Below are 17,648 nucleotides of genomic sequence, written 5' to 3'. Positions count from 1 at the left end.
CTAGCAGATAAGCTTATCTATTGAAGTGGTATTGTTTGGTTTTAAAAGGAAAAGTTTGGCGGAATATAGCACTGCTTCTACCAACTTGACGAATACACTATCATATAGTGAGTTTTTTCACTTCGCTGTATTGCATTTTTACTATATTTGACACTGTAAATTTAATTAGGCATTAAATGAACCGAATTAAAGAGGTATTAAAAGAAAAGGGGATTTCACAAGCCTGGCTTGCAAAGAAATTGGATAAAAGCTACAATACGATAAATGAGTATGCCCGCAATGTAAGACAGCCTAGTATTGAAGACTTGTATAAAATCGCAAACATTCTTGGAGTTAGTGCCAAAGATTTATTAATAGAACAATGAGCAAAGAAAACCAAATTGAACTTAGCTTAATTGAGCAACTCAAAGGCCTTAAATATACCTATCGCCCTGAAATTGTTGACAGGAAATTATTAGAATCAAATTTTCGGCAGAAATTCGAGACATTAAATCGTGTAAAACTGACTGATAATGAATTTTTACGTTTACGTGAAGAAATAATAAATCAAGATGTTTTTGAGGCCTCAAAACTTTTGCGTGAAAAGCAATATTTTCAACGTGAAGATGGAACGCCATTACATTATACTTTGGTGAATAATAAGCAATGGTGTAAAAATGATTTTGAAGTCATCAATCAATTACGAGTTAATACTGAAAACAGTCATCAGCGATATGATATTATTTTGCTTGTAAATGGTTTGCCTGTGGTGCAGATTGAACTTAAAAAAGGAGACATCTCTCATAGGAAAGCCATGCAACAAATAGTTGATTATAAAAACGAACCCGGCAATGGATATAGTAATTCGCTACTCTGTTATATGCAATTATTTATTGTTAGTAATGGAGGTCGGACACTTTATTTTGCAAATAATAAAAATCAACATTTTGCTTTTAACGCGGATGAACAATTTCTCCCCGTGTATGAGTTGGCGGACATCAACAATAAGAAGATTAATAATTTATTTGAATTCACTGAAAAGTTTTTGTCAAAATGTACACTAGGTGAAATGATTAGTAAATATATGGTCCTGGTTGAAAGCGAGCAAAAATTGTTAGTAATGCGACCTTACCAAATTTACGCCGTGAAAGCAATCGTTGATTGCATAAAAGACAACAGAGGAAATGGCTATATATGGCATACAACTGGCAGTGGGAAAACCCTTACTTCCTTTAAAGCATCTACTCTATTAAAGAGTAATCCTGACGTTGAAAAGTGCTTGTTTGTAGTTGACCGTAAAGACCTTGATCGACAAACACGTGAAGAATTTAATAAGTTTCAAGAAGGAAGTGTCGAAGAGAATACAAATACAGAAACATTAGTAAAGAGATTACTATCTTCTGACTATGCAGATAAAGTAATCGTCACTACCATTCAGAAACTAGGATTAGCTCTTGATGGAACAAATAAGAAGAATTACAAAGAACGTTTAGAACCATTGCGCAACCAACGCATGGTGTTTATTTTTGACGAATGCCACCGTTCTCAATTTGGAGATAACCATAAAGCGATAAAGGAATTTTTTCCTAATGCTCAGTTATTCGGCTTCACTGGTACACCAATTTTTGACGACAATGCAACATATAATATTAGGGAAGGTGAATATGGATCATACAAAACTACCAAAGATATTTTTGAGAAGGAATTGCATGCCTACACTATTACCCATGCCATAGAAGACAAAAATGTTCTTCGTTTTCATATAGATTATTTCAAAGGACAAGGCATTCAAAATTCAAAACCAGGAGAAGCTATAGCACAACAGGCAGTGGTAGAAGCAATTTTAGAAAAACATGAGGCCGCAACTAATAACAGAAAATTCAATGCTGTATTAGCTACATCGTCTATTAATAGTGCTATTGAGTACCATCGCTTATTTAAAGAAATTCAGGAAAAGATAAATTCAAACAATCCTAATTATTCATCTTTAAATATAGCTTGTGTATTTTCTCCTCCTGCACAACTGATTGCCAAAGAAGGCGACCAACAAAGTCAAAAAAATGCAGCTGACATCAAACAGTTACAGGACGATCTGACACAGGAAAAAGAAGACAATAAGCATAATCCTGAAGAAAAGAAAAAAGCGTTAACAGATATCATATCCGATTATAATAAGCAATTTGGAACAAACCATACCATCAATGATTTTGATATATACTATCAGGATGTTCAAAGGCGAATCAAAGATCAGAAATACAGTAATAAAGAATACGCTCATAAAAATAAGATTGATATTACCATCGTGGTCGATATGCTGCTTACGGGGTTTGATTCTAAATATCTAAATACATTGTATGTAGATAAAAACTTAAAATATCACGGACTTATCCAAGCTTTTTCAAGAACAAATCGAGTTTTGAATGATACCAAACCTTACGGTAATATTCTTGATTTTCGGTCACAACAGGATGAAGTAAATCAAGCAATTGCTTTATTTTCTGGTGAGAAAGTAAATAATCCAAGGGAAATATGGCTGGTAGATCCCGCCCCGGTTGTAATGGATAAATTTAAAGGGGCATTAGAAAAATTAAGCAAGTTCATGTTAGCGAATGGTCTTTCATTGGAACCTGATGAAGTTTACAATCTAAAAGGTGATGCTGCAAAAATAGCTTTTATCGAAAGCTTTAAAGAAGTGCAACGTTTCAAATTACAGTTAGAGCAATTTACGGATTTGAATGATGGGCAAAGAGAAGAAATTGAATCTCTTTTGCCAAAAGAAACTTTTCAGCATTTCCGTAGCTCTTATATAGAAACTGCCAAACAATTTCAAAAAAGACAGGAAAAAGAGGGAGATAATGCACCGGAAGAAATTCAGCAATTGGATTTTGAGTTCGTCTTGTTTGCTTCTGCGGTGATTGATTATGACTACATTATGAATTTGATTGCTGATAGCACCCAGAAGAGGTCCTCAAAGCAGAAAATGACAAAAGCACAGGTCATTAGTCTGTTAAGTGCTAACTCTAACCTAATGGAAGAACAACTCGATTTGACCGAATTTATCGGTGCTTTGGATTGGACTACTGGTCATACTGCCGAAGAGCTTAAGAAAATGTATGATATATTTAAGGACGAAAAATACAATCAGGAACTAGCAACTATAGCTGTGAAATATGGACTTCAAACCGCAGATTTAAAAATGTTTGTAGAGAAAATTGTTAGCCGAATGATTTTCGATGGAGAAAAACTAACGGATTTATTAGCACCCCTAGAATTGAGCTGGAAAGAACGCAGGATCAAAGAGTTAGCATTAATGGCAGACCTTGTACCACAATTAAAAAAATTAGCCCAAGGGCGTGAAATAGCAGGATTAGCAGCTTATGAATAAAGAAAATACGTTGATACCAGAATTGCGTTTTCCTGAATTTACCAACGATAAAGAATGGAAAAAAATATTATTAATTGACACAGCTGATAAAGAAGTTAAATGGAGTTTTACAGGTGGTCCTTTTGGATCAAATCTTAAAGCCAGTGATTATACTCCTGAAGGAATTCGAATCATTCAATTACAAAACATTGGAGATGGAGAATTTAAAGACAATTATCAGATTTATACTTCTGAAGAAAAAGCAGATGAGCTTTTGAGTTGCAATATTTATGCAGGGGATATCATATTGTCAAAAATGGGGGATCCTGTAGGCAGAGCATGTATTATTCCCGATTATTTAGAGCGGTGTATTATGGCATCTGACGGAATTAGATTGGTTATTGATCAAAAAAAATTTTCAAAATATTTTATTTATTCTTTAATAAATTTAAAATCAATAAGAAAACTAATTGAAAAAAAATCAACAGGCTCAACCCGAAAAAGAATTGGGCTAGATACTCTTAAAAATATTAACCTAATAGTTCCTAAAAAATTTAAAGAACAACAAAAAATTGCAGACTGTCTTCTATCATTAGATGAAACTATTGAAGCCTATAACTATAAATTGGATTTGCTGAGAGATCATAAAAAGGGATTGATACAAAACTTATTTCCTCAAAAAGGAGAAAAGAAACCAAAACTTCGATTTCCAGAGTTTATAAACGATAAAGAATGGATTACGAAAACATTAGATAAAATTGCAGAATTTTCAAAAGGTAAAGGAATTTCAAAAGCTGATATTACTGAAAATGGGGCACTACCTTGTATAAGGTACGGAGAACTTTATACTTATTATAAAGAGACAATTTATGATGTAATATCATATACAGATATTCCTGAAAAAGATTTGGTTTTAAGCCAAGCTAATGACGTTATTATACCTTCATCTGGAGAAACACACGAAGATATTGCAACATCTTCATGCGTAATGCTTGCAGGTATTGCCTTAGGAGGTGATTTAAATATAATTCGTTCAAAAGTCAACGGTGTTTTTCTTTCGTACTATTTAAATAATGTAAAAAAAAGAGAAATTTCAGAGATGGCACAAGGCATTTCCGTTGTTCATCTTTATTCAAACCAGTTGAAAAATTTAGAAATTACATTTCCACCAAAAGGCGAACAGGAGAAGATAGCCAAATTCTTGTCAGGACTGGATGAAGTTATTAATGAGCTAAATAAAAGAATAGATTACCTGAAACTACATAAAAAGGGATTGATGCAAAGTCTATTTCCACAAATGAATGATTAGAGCATGAGTAATATAGTGAATTTTGCAACTTTGGAAGAAGTTGCTCAACATTTCCGAAAGGATTTAACTGGCGATCATCGCCCAATGAAAGATTTGGTTCTCTTTTTTGCCCATAATGGTACAGGAAAAACCAGACTTTCAATGGATTTTAAACAAGCAGGTAAAGAATTTGATGCAGAAGGAAATGTAACAAACAGAGATACTTTGTATTTCAATGCTTTTACAGAAGATTTATTTTCCTGGAATAACGATTTAGAACATGATACTAATAGGGAATTGAACCTGAATTCAGATTCTGCATTTTTTGATGGATTACACGAGTTAGAACTTGATGCAAAAATTGAATCTTTTTTTAATAACTACGTTGATCTAAAGTTTGATATTGATTATGATACCTCAACGGTAAAATTTTCCAGAAGCATAATAGTCGAAGGAAATGAACAAACAGTAGAAAACATAAAGATTTCAAGAGGAGAAGAAACACTATTTATTTGGTGTTTCTTTCTGGCAATTTGTCAACTTGCCATTGATAAAGACCCAGCATACAGTTGGGTAAAATACATTTACATCGACGATCCTATCTCTTCCCTTGATGAGAATAATGCTATAGCAGTGGCCTGCGATTTATGCAATTTACTAACAACTGAGGGTAACGAACTTAAAACGGTAATTTCTACGCACCATAGTTTATTTTTCAACGTATTATACAATGAATTTGGAAGAAAGGTGAAAAATAAACGTTACTTTTTGCATTGCAAAAAACCTAGTGGATATGCTTTACAGGACACTAATGACACTCCATTTTTCCACCACATTGCAACACTTAGTGAACTAAAGAAAATTACCGAATCTAATAAAATATATACTTATCATTTTAATTCATTACGAAGTGTTTTAGAAAAAACAGCTACATTTTTTGGTTACGATAAAATAGATAAATGTATTGATGGCTTAGAAGATGAAGTCCTGTTTGAAAGGGCTTTACAACTATTTAGTCACGGAAAATACTCAATATTTGATCCAGTAGAAATGGGAGATGATAATAAAGATCTTTTTAAAAGAATCTTGACTGGATTTCTAAATAAGTATGAATTTTATTTCCCATTAATCTTTGAAGAAGTAGCGGCAGCAGAAGTCCAACAACCAGAAGTAGCACAAGCTGTGGCAGCAGCATTAAGTGAAGTAGTTCCAATTGTGGAACCTGACCAATTAAACAGTTAAAATGACACAAAAAGATCAACAAAAATTGGGCAAAGCCCTTTGGGATATAGCAAACGAATTACGAGGTGCAATGAATGCGGATGATTTCCGTGATTATATGTTATCGTTCTTATTTTTAAGATATCTATCAAGTAATTATGAAGAAGCAGCTAAAAAAGAATTAGGCTCAGATTATCCGAAAACTGATTTAAATATCATTTCAGAATTTGGAGTTACAACACCACTTCAACTATGGTATGAGAGTAATAATGATGACATTGATGAGTTTGAAAAACAAATGAGAAGAAAGGTTCATTATGTGATAAAACCGCAATATTTGTGGAGTAATATCACTGAGATGGCTAGAACTCAGGACGATGAATTATTACCAACTTTAAATAAAGGTTTTAAATACATTCAAGATGAATCTTTTGACAGTGCTTTTCAAGGACTATTCTCCGAAATTAACTTAAACTCAGATAAATTAGGAAAAACTAATACAGATAGAAACAAAACGCTTTGCAATATCATTCAGAAAATTTCTGAAGGAATAGCCGATTTTACTACTGATACAGATACTTTAGGGGATGCTTATGAGTATTTAATTGGGCAGTTTGCAGCAGGTTCAGGTAAAAAAGCTGGTGAATTTTACACGCCACAGGAAATTTCAACCATTCTATCGGAAATTGTAACGCTTGATAGTCAAGACCCTTCGTCGGGGAGAAAAGATAAACTAGACAAAGTACTTGATTTTGCTTGCGGTTCTGGCTCTCTATTGTTGAATGTGAGAAACCAAATTAGAAATGCAAAGGGAGCTGTCAATAAAATATACGGACAAGAGAAGAATATAACAACATATAACCTTGCCCGGATGAATATGCTATTACACGGTATGAAAGATACCGAGTTTGAGATTTTCCACGGAGACACCTTACTCAATCATTGGGATATTTTAAATGAAATGAATCCGAGTAAGAAAGTTGAATTTGATGCAATTGTTGCTAATCCACCTTTTAGCTTACGTTGGGAGCCAAATGATACTATGGCTGAAGATTTTCGCTTTAAAAGTCATGGGTTAGCTCCTAAATCTGCTGCTGACTTTGCATTTTTGCTGCATGGTTTTCATTTCCTAAGTGCTGAGGGTACTATGGCTATCATATTGCCCCATGGTGTTTTGTTTCGTGGAGGAGCGGAAGAACGGATCAGAACTAAATTATTAAAAGATAATCATATAGATACAGTTATTGGATTACCCTCTAATCTATTCTATTCAACTGGTATTCCTGTTTGTATTTTAATTTTGAAGAAATGTAAAAAGTACGATGATGTGTTATTTATTAATGCTTCCGAACATTATAAACCAGGAAAAAGACAAAACTCTCTAGAACCAGCACATATTCGAAGAATTGTCGAGACTTATCAATTTAGACCTGATCATATTGAAAGGTATGCTCGTAGGGTTTATATGGATGAAATTGAAAAGAATAATTTTAATCTCAATATTTCAAGATATGTAAGCCCCGCAGAGGATGATATTCAAATTGATTTGAACGAAATCAATAACAAACTTGAAGATATAAATAAAAAAATTTTAACGAGTACAAACAAGCACAATGAATTCTTGAAAGAACTTGGTTTGAAAAAAATTTAATTTTAAAAAAACGATTTAAACCCTCCAAGCTGGAGGGTTTATAATTTACTCAATATCGAAAACAAAATCACTGATCAACGTCACTTGTTTGTCAGGTGGTTTAAATCAAGTTGCTTTCATTGAAGTGATGGTTAGTATATTCTCCATCAATCTTTGTGGGTTTTGTTTTTCTCAAATTCAAAAGAGGTCTTGCACTCGGCATCTAACACGATATAGGCATTGAATTTTTTTCCTGCCCTGCTTTTCATTCCTTTTATAAGACCGGTTTTTCTTTTGGTAATCAGGCTTTCAATATCATTGACACTTAGCTGTACACCGCAGACATTCCGAAACTGCACCCAGCCGCACACCTCATCGGGACATTTCACGATCTTGTCGCGCACGTTTAGCAGATGGCCTTTACATTTAGGACAGATAAGCTTAGGCTGATTGATATTTGCGATGGAAGTTTGCAGCAGTTCTTCGGTGATGGATTTGGCATATGTTTCCATTTCCTTTTGGAACGTCTTTGCATCTGCTTCGTTGTTTTCGATTTTCTGTAAAGCCAGTTCCCATTCGGCGGTCATTGCCACATCCGCAATTTTCCTTTCTTTGACCAGCCCGTACACCTGCAGCCCCTTTTCAGTTGGCACTAGGGATTTCTTTTCCCTTATTATGTAGCTTCGGGTAAACAGGGTTTCGATAATGGCAGCTCTTGTAGCGGGCGTGCCGATACCAATATTTTTTAAGGCTTTTCGTTCTTCCTCGTTTTCAATTTCTCTTCCGGCGGTTTCCATTGCCGATAAAAGTCCAGCTTCTGTGTAAAGAACCGGCGGTTTGGTCTTCTTTTCCAAAACGGCAGCCTCCCTTATTTTCAGTTCATCGCCCTTTTTTAGTTCGGGAAGATCCTGTAAAGGTTCGGTATCATCTTCAGAGAAACTTCCTTTAATACTGCGCCAGCCGGCTTCGATAACCTTACAGCCCTTTGCCGAAAAATTGGAATGCAATGCCTGTAAATCTACATCGGTTATTTCCTTGACGCAGGTCTCAGAAATGGATTCGAGCAGCCTCAGTGCAATCATATCATAAATTGAATTTTCCTTAGCGCTGAGGACCGAAGGTATCTTATCGGTAATCAAAAGACCATGATGGTCGGTAACACGAAGATCATTTACTATGCGCCTGCCCAGGCGCCCCAATTTCATTTTGCTTATGGCCTGCCTGCAGGAATCACGGTCCTGCAGAGCCCGAACCAGGCTGGGTATTTCAGTCCACATGTCTTCAGGGATATACTTACTACCCGTACGCGGGTATGTGATAAACTTCTTTTCATAAAGGCTCTGTGCAATGTTGAGAGTTTCCTCAGCAGAAAGGTTCAGCTTTTTGTTGGCTTCCTTTTGCAGTCCGGTAAGATCAAACAATAAAGGAGGCTGTTCTGTAATGGTTTTGGTTTCTATCGATGTTACTGATACTGTGCCGCTTCGCTGGATTGCTTTCAGCATATCATCGGCGGTTTTTTTATCATCCCATTTTGTTTTGGACATACTTTTAAAATCTACCATTTCTCTGCTGTGCAATAATTCAATCTGCCAGTAGCTTTTAACCGTGAAGTTTTTGTTTTCCAAATAGCGTCTGCAGATCAGGGCGAGCGTAGGTGTCTGCACTCGCCCGAGTGAATAGACTCCGCTTCCTGCCGCGATGGAGAGTGCTTGTGTTCCATTGATACCCACAAGCCAGTCGGCACGGCTCCTGCCTTGCGCAGCCTGATACAATCCGTCGAATTCTTTTCCGTCTTTAAGATTGTCAAATCCCTGCTTAATGGCTTTTTCGGTAAGCGAGCTGATCCAAAGCCGTTCAAAGGGCTTGTTACATTTCAGGAACTCATAAATATACCGGAAGATCAGTTCGCCCTCGCGTCCTGCATCGGTTGCCACGATAATACTGTCGCATTTATTAAACAGCTCCTTGATTATTTTCAGCTGTTTTGATGCACCAGCATCGGCGATATACCCCTTGTCTTTTTTGACTTTTCGCACAGTCAGTAAGAATGGATTCGGCAATATTGGCAAAACGGCTTTGTCAAACCCCGAAATGCTGTAGTCTTCAGGCATTCCCAATCCTATCAGGTGGCCGAATGCCCATGTAACAAAATAGCCGTTACCTGTCAGGTAGCCGTCCTTTTTATCGGACGCACCCAGCAGGACGGCTATTTCCCTTGCTACACTTGGTTTTTCTGCAATTATTGTTTTCATACACTACATTTTTCTGCCTTTTGATTTGGCTGGCGTGTCCTGCTGTTCCTGCTGATGGCTGTCAGGATTTGTCTGGCCGGATTTTAAAGGCTCTTTTAAATTCTTTGTCGCTTCGCTAGTCTTTCCTTCCGAATTGACCGCTGTCTGTGTTTTGTGATTCTCAACAGCTTTTGCCTGCGTTTTGAGTTTATCGGGATTCTGGAAGGAAAAATCTATTTTATTGGTTTCTTTATTTAAAGTAATGTAACCGGTGTATGCTTTCCCTTTTTTATCTTCAAGCCCGCTGATATAAACCGTCTGCCCATCTTTAAACTTCTCATACTGTTCGTTGTCAAGTTCTTTACCTCGAAAGGCTCTCGGAACTTCCTGCGTTTGGCCCTGCTGTGTGCTCTGTTCCTGTTTATTAGAAGTGCCCCTGTCAAAAAGGAATTCCACAAAACGCTTGTCTGCATTGAATTGAACATTTGCATCGAACTCTGTTCCCTTATTGGAAATCATCCCCTCCAAATAAAGAGGTTTGCCTTCCATAAGCGTCTGCTTCTGCTCATCATTTAATTTTACCCCTTTAATTTCATCTGGGATTTTAATAAACTCTGTTTTCAGTGCCACCAGTTCGTTGGTAAGCCTGTCCACACTGATGATGGATGGAATAGTTTCCTTTTTTTCTCCCTCGCTTTTTGTATTGATCAGATCCACTACGCGTCCCATGTTACCCGTATTCAATAAGTTCTCTTTGTCCTGCTTTGTGAATTCATGCCCGAAAAAAGGGAAATCCAGATTCGGCTTTTCACGGATTCCATGGATCGCCGTTACAACATTGCCGTCTTTATCGGTCTGAAGTGAAAGCCTGGCATCCATATGGCTTATGGCGGTGCCAAGATTGATGCTGATATGTACAAGCTCATTGGTCTTGTATCCTTTAAGCAGCGGTTCGAGCAGGTTTCTCTTTTCGAGCTTCTCTCTGGTAAGTCCCAGATTGTTCATAGTTTCCCAGTCGATCTGTTCCGGCTGGTAGCGGTACTCTTTTGTTGGTGTTGTTTCCATATCATTTTTATTTAATTTCTGTTGTTCCTGCCCCTGGGCAACTTCGTGCTTTGCCATAAGTGCTTGTCCTTCTTTGGTGGGTGCATCAACCTGTTTTTGCAGCTCCTTGGCCAGAGGGACGGCATCGACTGATGAAACCTTAAAAAAATTGAATTTCGTAGGATCATTGAGCTGCCTCCAGAAGTTCGAGAAGAAGTTGGAGAATAGATCTCCTGTTTTGTCCACCCGCATGAACTGGCTTTGGTTCTTTTTACTCGCATCAACTGTTTCGAGGTTTCCATTCTCGTCAATACCTTTCACTGCCTGTATTTTCTTTTTTTCCTTATCCAGTACAAGTAATATCTCTGACAGCTGCTCGTCAGGATGTTGATTTTCTGCGTTTTGTTCTTCGTTCATTATCTGAAATTTTAAGTTTAATCCGAAATTAAATGCAGACTGTATTACCGAATGTTAATCTGCGTCGGCAGGCATGATTTGTCATCCGATGGCTTTTGTCGTGCTGAAGCTCTCCCTGACAAACTGCTGTATATCAGAAAGCTTGTAGTATATTTTTCCGCTGATCGTATAATACGGCAGCCTGCCCGAGGAACGATACCTTTGCAGGGATCGTGCACTTATCTTTAGCATCTGCAGGACATCCTGATTGTCCAGCAGCTCTTCTCCGTCAACTGCTGTATGCTGGCTCCTTGTTAAGTTGACAGCATCAGCCAAAAGGTCGAACCTCTCCATGATTCGCTCCATCCAGGCGGTAAATTCAATTCTGTCGATATTCATGGCTAATTTTTTTAGTTTACAGCACAAAATTGGCACATGAGAAAATCATTCTCTGCCAAGTCCTGCCCATTGGCACGGGCATTTTTTCTATACATTAATTGAAAAAAAGTTTTAAAAAGGACGTGTTTGGCAGGTTAATCACAGCTGTAAACCGGCGCTTTTATCTTCCGCCCATTGGCAGACATGGGCATAAAAAAAGCAGTGCCAATGCACTGCTTAAAACTGAAGGGAAACCAAGCTGACCTACAGTCCTTTATCCATATACTGCTCCAAAGAATTCCTCAGATGATCCAGGAATGCGGTCCTTGTACCGGCACGTTCCTTCATCCGATGAAAGGAATGATGAATGTCTCCCAAAGGAATTCTAAAAATCACCTGGAATACTAATGTTATTTTTCGGATTCCGATCTTCCCATGCGAGATGACCCCTGAAGCATACAGGGCGTAAATAAGTTCAATAAGTGCATTTTTGGAATCTGTCCAGAATATATCTTTCGTAGACTCCGCATCACCCAGTAACGAAGTTCGGGATTCCTCAGGATTGATCTTCGATATTAGATAGGTATAGATAAGGTCGTTGGCCATAATCCGGGCTGCTTTGGAATCATAGTACGTAGAGAACCTGTGGTCTATTTCAAAAACATAGCTTTTAAGCCCGTCCCTGTAATTTATCTTCCCGCGCATAAAATATTCCTGATCACGGTCAGTTCTCCCTGACCTGTAATACCTGTAAAAATGTGAGCCGCAGATCTGTTCCTTAAATTCCTGTTTTAGCACCTGAAGCTGTGAAGTAAAAAATTTCTGGTACATCTTACCGTCCTTGACAGGACATACCGTTTCTATTCGAAAAACCTTATTGTAGTAGATTAGTTTTCCTAAAATCTGAGGTTTAATATCACGAAAGAATTCGATTTCCTCTGTCTGGTCTTTAAATCCTTCTCTTAAAATATATTCCCTTGCAGTATGCAGGAGTTCTTTTAGGTAAAGCGTCATTTGATAGGCTTCGTCAATGAGGCCGGAAGTCTCCCGTGAGACTTTGTCCTCCATAAGGCGGATTTCGGAAACAATTGAATTCAGTGATTTCATAGCACATGGATTTAATGTAGTATCTTTTACAAAAATTTCTGGGCTATAAAAAATTCCGCCCCTGCATCAGCATACAGGCCTTTAATTTCAAATCGGGGCTATCACAAATAAACCAATTAGTAAAAGATAGTACGGTTTAACGGATTAAAACATATATTCAGATAAGAATCAATTAAAATTTGAGGTTAAGGCGGTATTGGGATGGGGATAGTCTGGTATGCCTCTTAAAAAAGTGGCTGAAGGATGAAGAGTCTTTAAAATTTAAATTTTCGGCTATTTGGGCGATGGATAGATTTTCATCTGCAAGCAGCAGATACGCTTCGGCTATCACTGCCATTTCTATAAAGTGTTTGGCAGAAGTTCCTAAAACCCCGCGGACTGTTTTTCGAAGGTGTCCCTGGCTGACAAATAGAGAATCGGCGTAAAATTTAATTTCATGATGCACTTTGCAATGCTGGTGGACCAGCATAATAAAATTTGAAGCGGTTTTATCGTTTCTGCTGTAAAGCAGCGCAGTATCCTGTCCGTTCTTATAGTACAAGCCGCAGAATTCATAAAATATAAGGTGCAGACATAAAAGCACCATTTCATCTTGAAAAAGTGTGTCCCTTGCGAAAATTTTTTTCTTCAGCAGTTTAATGAGCTGTATCATGTGCCTCATTTCTGATGGGGTGAGCGGCAGAACTACAACCGCTTGGCTTACCAGTGCTTCAATACACGGGCTTCCAAATCTTACAGCCCTGCTGGAAACTGCGAAATCCACAGTGCAGGACAGAAGGCATATCCGCAGAGGCCCGCTCAAACTGGTGAGTTCAGAACCTTGGGGAACAACGCACATATCACCCGTTGAAAGAACAATACTTGACCCGCCGCACGTGAAAGCTGCCGAACCTGATACCACTATGATAACAGTAAACCACCCTGGGCTTGAAAAAACATCATATATCCTGAGTTTTTTATAACCTGCAAGGTACAGGACTTTTAAATCGGTCAGCCATTGCTTATTATTTGAGGTTTCCAAGATTCATTTTTTTTTTTGATGATTATTGTGTGAGGAAAGTTTTCAGATTTTGTAAAGCCTGCTTATTTAGATTTTGCAAGGCACGAACACAGCGAGCCAAACACAAACAGTATATTTAGCAGCACAGTGATCAGCAGGCCAAAGACAAAATTGCGGGGATTGGAGATTTTCATCCCCCCATCTTCGAGGTAGCCCACCATTTCATCATAGCTCATAAGATCTATGATGAAATAGAGGCCGCCTGCATTCAGCACAATGAGCAGAAGACTGATGATCACAGCCGAGGTCCGCTCATTGCGCTGCAGGAATTGGATTATCCAGCTCAAGGTGCAAGGTTATTGTTCTGGCATATTCCAACTGCCGCTGCCATTTTCAGGCCCAGTGCAGTGTTGCTCTGGGCTCCCGAAACAGCGGCGACAATATTGGTTACCGAGGTTTCCCAATCCTTATCCTTACGTTTTTTTTCAGCGACCGAATATCGTGCTACCGACGACGCGGTAAGGATTATTCGTTTTTCATCCGCTGAGAAAGCAAGACTGCTCAGAACAGATGCCTCATAGGAGACAATTATGGGATGTATGTCCGAATAAGGACTGTCTGAAGCTAGGAGGAGCGAATTTAAAAATGCTGTAAAACTTGTCTTTGCCAAGGTTCCCAGACTTGATACCCCAAGTATGTTACTGACCGGATCACTGCTGTTTATGATACCTGTGATTTCCAAGACCCTCGAAGAAAGCGTTGAATCAACTGTTGACAGCATCAGTTCCGGATGTGCGGCCGATACGGAATCGATCAGGACCGTAATCTCTTCAACAGAGGTTGAGTTAAAATCAGTATCGGCTAAAATCTCTAAGATTTCATTATGTATCATTCCTGCTGAATCATATGGATTTGCAGTATTCGCGGGTGACATGCCCGCTTTTTTCATACTCTTGTTTTGGTATGAAGTTTCTATAGTTTCCTCTGCATATTCATCTGAACATGCCATAGTGAAAAATGGCAGGATTAGCAGCCATGCTTTTAAATTTTTCATTTGTACTTCGTGTTAAATGTGACTGATTACTTTTTTTTCGTCAGTTCATTTTTCACCGCGGAGAAAGCAGAACGATTGCTGGTTTTTGCCAGACTTTGCTTTTGAATTCGCAGACAAAACTATCAGCTATAAACCCCGCTGGCAAATGGTTATCTGGACATTTACAGTTTTTCTACTAGCGTTTTTCAGAAAATCGACAATGCTTATTTCGGCTTTCCAATGTTAAGTTTTCGTTATTTTTAAGTATCTTTGATAGATTCACAACTTTCTGGGCAGCCCCTTGATCTTGTATTAATACTAGCTGTATTAAATCGGGTTTCCTGACAATGGAAACTGCTTATACTTAACCTATGATTGTAAGATATTTACTTCTAATATCTTTATGCTTCATTCATTGTGCAGGTGCGCAGAAGCATATAACCCAGATTCCCGATACACTAAAGGGCAGGGACTTTGACTATCTGTTTGATCGTATAGAGGATAGTATCTCCGAGGGACAGAGAACCATTTACCTTTTGACATTTCTGATTAAAGCAAAATCAGAGAAAAACTGGGAGGAACTTTCCAACGCTTACAAAAATTATGTCCACTATGCCCCTGACAGGCTGAAGCTTGTTTATGCGGACAGTATGGTGCTGGCGGCCAAAAAATCAAATGATGATGAAATTATCGGTTCGGCTTACCTTTCCAAAGGGATTGCCTACTATGGACAGAAACGCCTCAAAGAAGCGATGGATATCTACCTTATTGCTGACCAGTATGTGAAAAAGACCGGCGATAATTACCTTATCTATAAAACCAGATATCATATCGCGCAGATCAAATATTATCTGGGTTTTTATGAGGAAGCAATCGAAATTTTTAAGGACTGCTTAAACTACTTTAAGCGGGGTAACGTTAGAGCTTACTTAAATTCCCTCCATTCTCTTGGCGTGTGCTATAACATGGTAGGCAATCATGGATTGTGCACCTCTGTCAACGAAACTGGGATAGCAGAGGGGATAAGAACGGGAAATTTTGACATGGAACCCTATTTCACACACTCTGAAGGTGTTAACCAGTTCATGATCCACAACTATCCGATAGCCATCAAAAAAATACAGTCTTCACTGTCGGGCATCCGCAAAAACAAAGATTTTGCCAACGAGACAGTCGGGTATTTTTATATTGGAAAAAGTTATTGGGAACTGGGAGAAAAAGGAAAGGCGGTGGCCTTCTTTAAGAAAGTTGACAGGGCCTATACGGAAAGGGATTACTGCCGGCCCGATATAAGGGAGGCATATGAATTCCTGATTTCTTATTATAAAGAAAAAAAGATGGCCAGCACCCATCTTTTTTATGTGGAAAGACTATTGGAGGTGGACAAGAAGCTGCACCTCACTTACGCCTATCTTCAGGGAAAAATCCGCAAGGAATACGACACGCAGGAACTTGTGCAGGATCAGAAAAAGCTAAAAAGATCGCTCGATCTCCGAAAATACAATGACCTGATCGCCTTCTCCTTAACAGGCACCATGTTCATCTTTGTAACATTTGTAATAGTAAGATTCTTTAAGAATAAGAAAGAAGCAAGATTAAAGTACGAAGAACTCCTGCAGAAGATAAAAGATTCAGAAAAGGCTAAGGAAAATAAAACGGAGGAAACTGATTTTCCAATCAGCAGGGATTCCGAAGCTGCCGTAATGCAGAGCCTTCAAAAATTTGAAAAGAGCAGAAAGTTCTTGGAGAAAGATCTGAAGCTGGCAAAGCTGGCGGTTTATTGTGGCACTAATACAAAATACTTGTCCCAGATTATAGCCCGGCACCGAAACAAAAAATTCAATGAATACATCAATGATCTTAAAATACAAAATATTGCCCAGAGAATTCGAAATGAAAAACACCTGAGGAATTATACGAATGAAGCGCTTGCCGAGGAAGCGGGCTTCAGTAGCACCAGAAGATTTGTAAACGCATTTTTAAATTCAGCCAAGATAACGCCCAAATACTTCATCGAAGAACTGCAGAAAGAGGCAGCGGGCGAATAAAAGCAATACATTATATCTGATAAAGTTATTAAATGGATTGATTAATCGATCATGTCAAAAATGAATTTCATTATCTGTTGTTCTGTATTATTTTCTTTGCAGATCCTATATATTTCAATGATTCTTTCGAGATGGTCTCTATCGCTGCAAGCAACAAACTTCTCGGCTAGATGTAATACTGCTAAATCTCTTTGAATCCAAAACATAGGATTAGTTATTTGTTTCCTGCAATTAGTTTTATAAATGAATGTGCTGTCGGAACTTAATGGAAGTATAAAATTTTCCAGGACCCTAAAGTCCTTATTTGATCTTTCAATAAGGGGCGAATCACCCAATAAAGCAGGAAATGTTCCATTTGTATTAATAAAACTGTTATTATGAATATCTGCCAGCTTACTTCCGTCCAATAATGGCAGTATGGGCAAGAGAACTCTCTTGGTTTCACGAAAAATTTCAGAATTATATATATGTTCCAAAGCTTTTTTGTCATTAGTATTTCCGTCACCTTTTATACTAATGTTAATGGATAAATCCTCAGCCGTTAAAACATTTTTTATCTCGTTAAACTCTTCGTCTTTTCCCAGAGTTCTCCATTTCAGCATTGAGGCGAGCATTCCGATCCCAGCAATATCTTCAGGTGTTATATTGTCGAGTTTGAGGATATTTTCTAAATTCTTTGCAATTGCACTGTCCAGTTCTGCATAAAGATTTTCCAAGTTATCAAACTCTTCACCTCCTAAATTCAACGTATTTCTATTTAGTTCGAAGAATATTGCTTTTGGGCTTTGCTTGATCCGCAGAATTCTATTCTCATTCTTATTATATACATATAATAACCCATCCTTATCCGTAAATTTTTTTATGAAGAACTTCGGTACATAGTGATGCCTCTTTGATTTTTCCATCGTTTAATTTTTTCTCTAACATAC

General features: G+C 37.9%; 14 protein-coding genes. 6 read left to right on the top strand and 8 right to left on the bottom strand.

Going from position 1 to position 17,648, the window contains the following annotated elements; all coding sequences use genetic code 11:
- Positions 1–176 precede the first annotated feature (176 nt).
- The 5 genes from K6T82_RS18300 to K6T82_RS18280 are packed head-to-tail and all read left to right on the top strand — an operon-like array spanning position 177 to position 7,503.
- Complete coding sequence (locus K6T82_RS18300) at positions 177–365, top strand: helix-turn-helix transcriptional regulator (RefSeq protein WP_032131829.1); 189 nt, start codon at positions 177–179, stop codon at positions 363–365.
- On the top strand, positions 362–3,364 hold the full coding sequence (locus tag K6T82_RS18295; RefSeq protein ID WP_223708866.1) for a type I restriction endonuclease subunit R: 3,003 nt from the start codon (positions 362–364) through the stop codon (positions 3,362–3,364). The genes K6T82_RS18300 and K6T82_RS18295 overlap by 4 nt, the downstream gene beginning before the upstream one ends.
- Positions 3,357–4,652: a restriction endonuclease subunit S gene (locus K6T82_RS18290; protein ID WP_223708858.1), complete on the top strand. Its 1,296-nt coding sequence runs from the start codon at positions 3,357–3,359 to the stop codon at positions 4,650–4,652. Before K6T82_RS18295 ends, K6T82_RS18290 begins: the two co-directional genes overlap by 8 nt.
- A gap of 3 nt (positions 4,653–4,655) precedes the next feature.
- Positions 4,656–5,873, top strand: coding sequence for an AAA family ATPase (locus K6T82_RS18285; RefSeq protein ID WP_223708856.1), 1,218 nt, complete (start codon positions 4,656–4,658; stop codon positions 5,871–5,873).
- A 1-nt stretch (position 5,874) separates the two neighbouring features.
- Entirely contained in the window at positions 5,875–7,503 is a 1,629-nt protein-coding gene (locus K6T82_RS18280) for a type I restriction-modification system subunit M (RefSeq protein WP_223708854.1), read from the top strand.
- A gap of 146 nt (positions 7,504–7,649) precedes the next feature.
- On the opposite strand, the gene K6T82_RS18275 is transcribed toward K6T82_RS18280, so the two are convergent.
- The 7 genes from K6T82_RS18275 to K6T82_RS18245 form a co-directional block, all read right to left on the bottom strand.
- Entirely contained in the window at positions 7,650–9,734 is a 2,085-nt protein-coding gene (locus K6T82_RS18275; RefSeq protein ID WP_223708852.1) for a type IA DNA topoisomerase, read from the bottom strand.
- A gap of 3 nt (positions 9,735–9,737) precedes the next feature.
- Positions 9,738–11,174: a DUF3945 domain-containing protein gene (locus K6T82_RS18270; protein ID WP_223708850.1), complete on the bottom strand. Its 1,437-nt coding sequence runs from the start codon at positions 11,172–11,174 to the stop codon at positions 9,738–9,740.
- 81 nt (positions 11,175–11,255) lie between these two features.
- Positions 11,256–11,552 (bottom strand): helix-turn-helix domain-containing protein, encoded by a 297-nt coding sequence (locus tag K6T82_RS18265; RefSeq protein ID WP_223708848.1) that lies wholly within the window; start codon positions 11,550–11,552, stop codon positions 11,256–11,258.
- A 243-nt stretch (positions 11,553–11,795) separates the two neighbouring features.
- Positions 11,796–12,638 (bottom strand): RteC domain-containing protein, encoded by an 843-nt coding sequence (locus K6T82_RS18260; RefSeq protein WP_223708846.1) that lies wholly within the window; start codon positions 12,636–12,638, stop codon positions 11,796–11,798.
- 172 nt (positions 12,639–12,810) lie between these two features.
- Positions 12,811–13,659: an AraC family transcriptional regulator gene (locus K6T82_RS18255; protein WP_223708844.1), complete on the bottom strand. Its 849-nt coding sequence runs from the start codon at positions 13,657–13,659 to the stop codon at positions 12,811–12,813.
- A 62-nt stretch (positions 13,660–13,721) separates the two neighbouring features.
- Positions 13,722–13,985, bottom strand: coding sequence for a hypothetical protein (locus K6T82_RS18250; RefSeq protein WP_223708842.1), 264 nt, complete (start codon positions 13,983–13,985; stop codon positions 13,722–13,724).
- Positions 13,982–14,692 (bottom strand): hypothetical protein, encoded by a 711-nt coding sequence (locus tag K6T82_RS18245; protein ID WP_223708839.1) that lies wholly within the window; start codon positions 14,690–14,692, stop codon positions 13,982–13,984. The genes K6T82_RS18250 and K6T82_RS18245 overlap by 4 nt, the downstream gene beginning before the upstream one ends.
- A gap of 350 nt (positions 14,693–15,042) precedes the next feature.
- On the opposite strand from K6T82_RS18245, the gene K6T82_RS18240 reads away from it, so the two are divergent.
- Positions 15,043–16,719, top strand: coding sequence for an AraC family transcriptional regulator (locus K6T82_RS18240; protein ID WP_223708837.1), 1,677 nt, complete (start codon positions 15,043–15,045; stop codon positions 16,717–16,719).
- A gap of 41 nt (positions 16,720–16,760) precedes the next feature.
- Here the strand turns inward: K6T82_RS18240 and K6T82_RS18235 are convergent, their stop codons facing one another.
- Positions 16,761–17,624, bottom strand: a complete 864-nt coding sequence (locus K6T82_RS18235) for a DUF4238 domain-containing protein (RefSeq protein WP_223708835.1) — start codon at positions 17,622–17,624, stop codon at positions 16,761–16,763.
- Positions 17,625–17,648 lie beyond the last annotated feature (24 nt).

It is taken from the genome of Flavobacterium potami (genome assembly GCF_020026915.1).
Classification (GTDB): domain Bacteria; phylum Bacteroidota; class Bacteroidia; order Flavobacteriales; family Flavobacteriaceae; genus Flavobacterium; species Flavobacterium potami.
The sequence above is the reverse complement of the archived record's forward strand: the minus strand, read 5'-3'. Positions and strand labels throughout refer to the sequence as shown.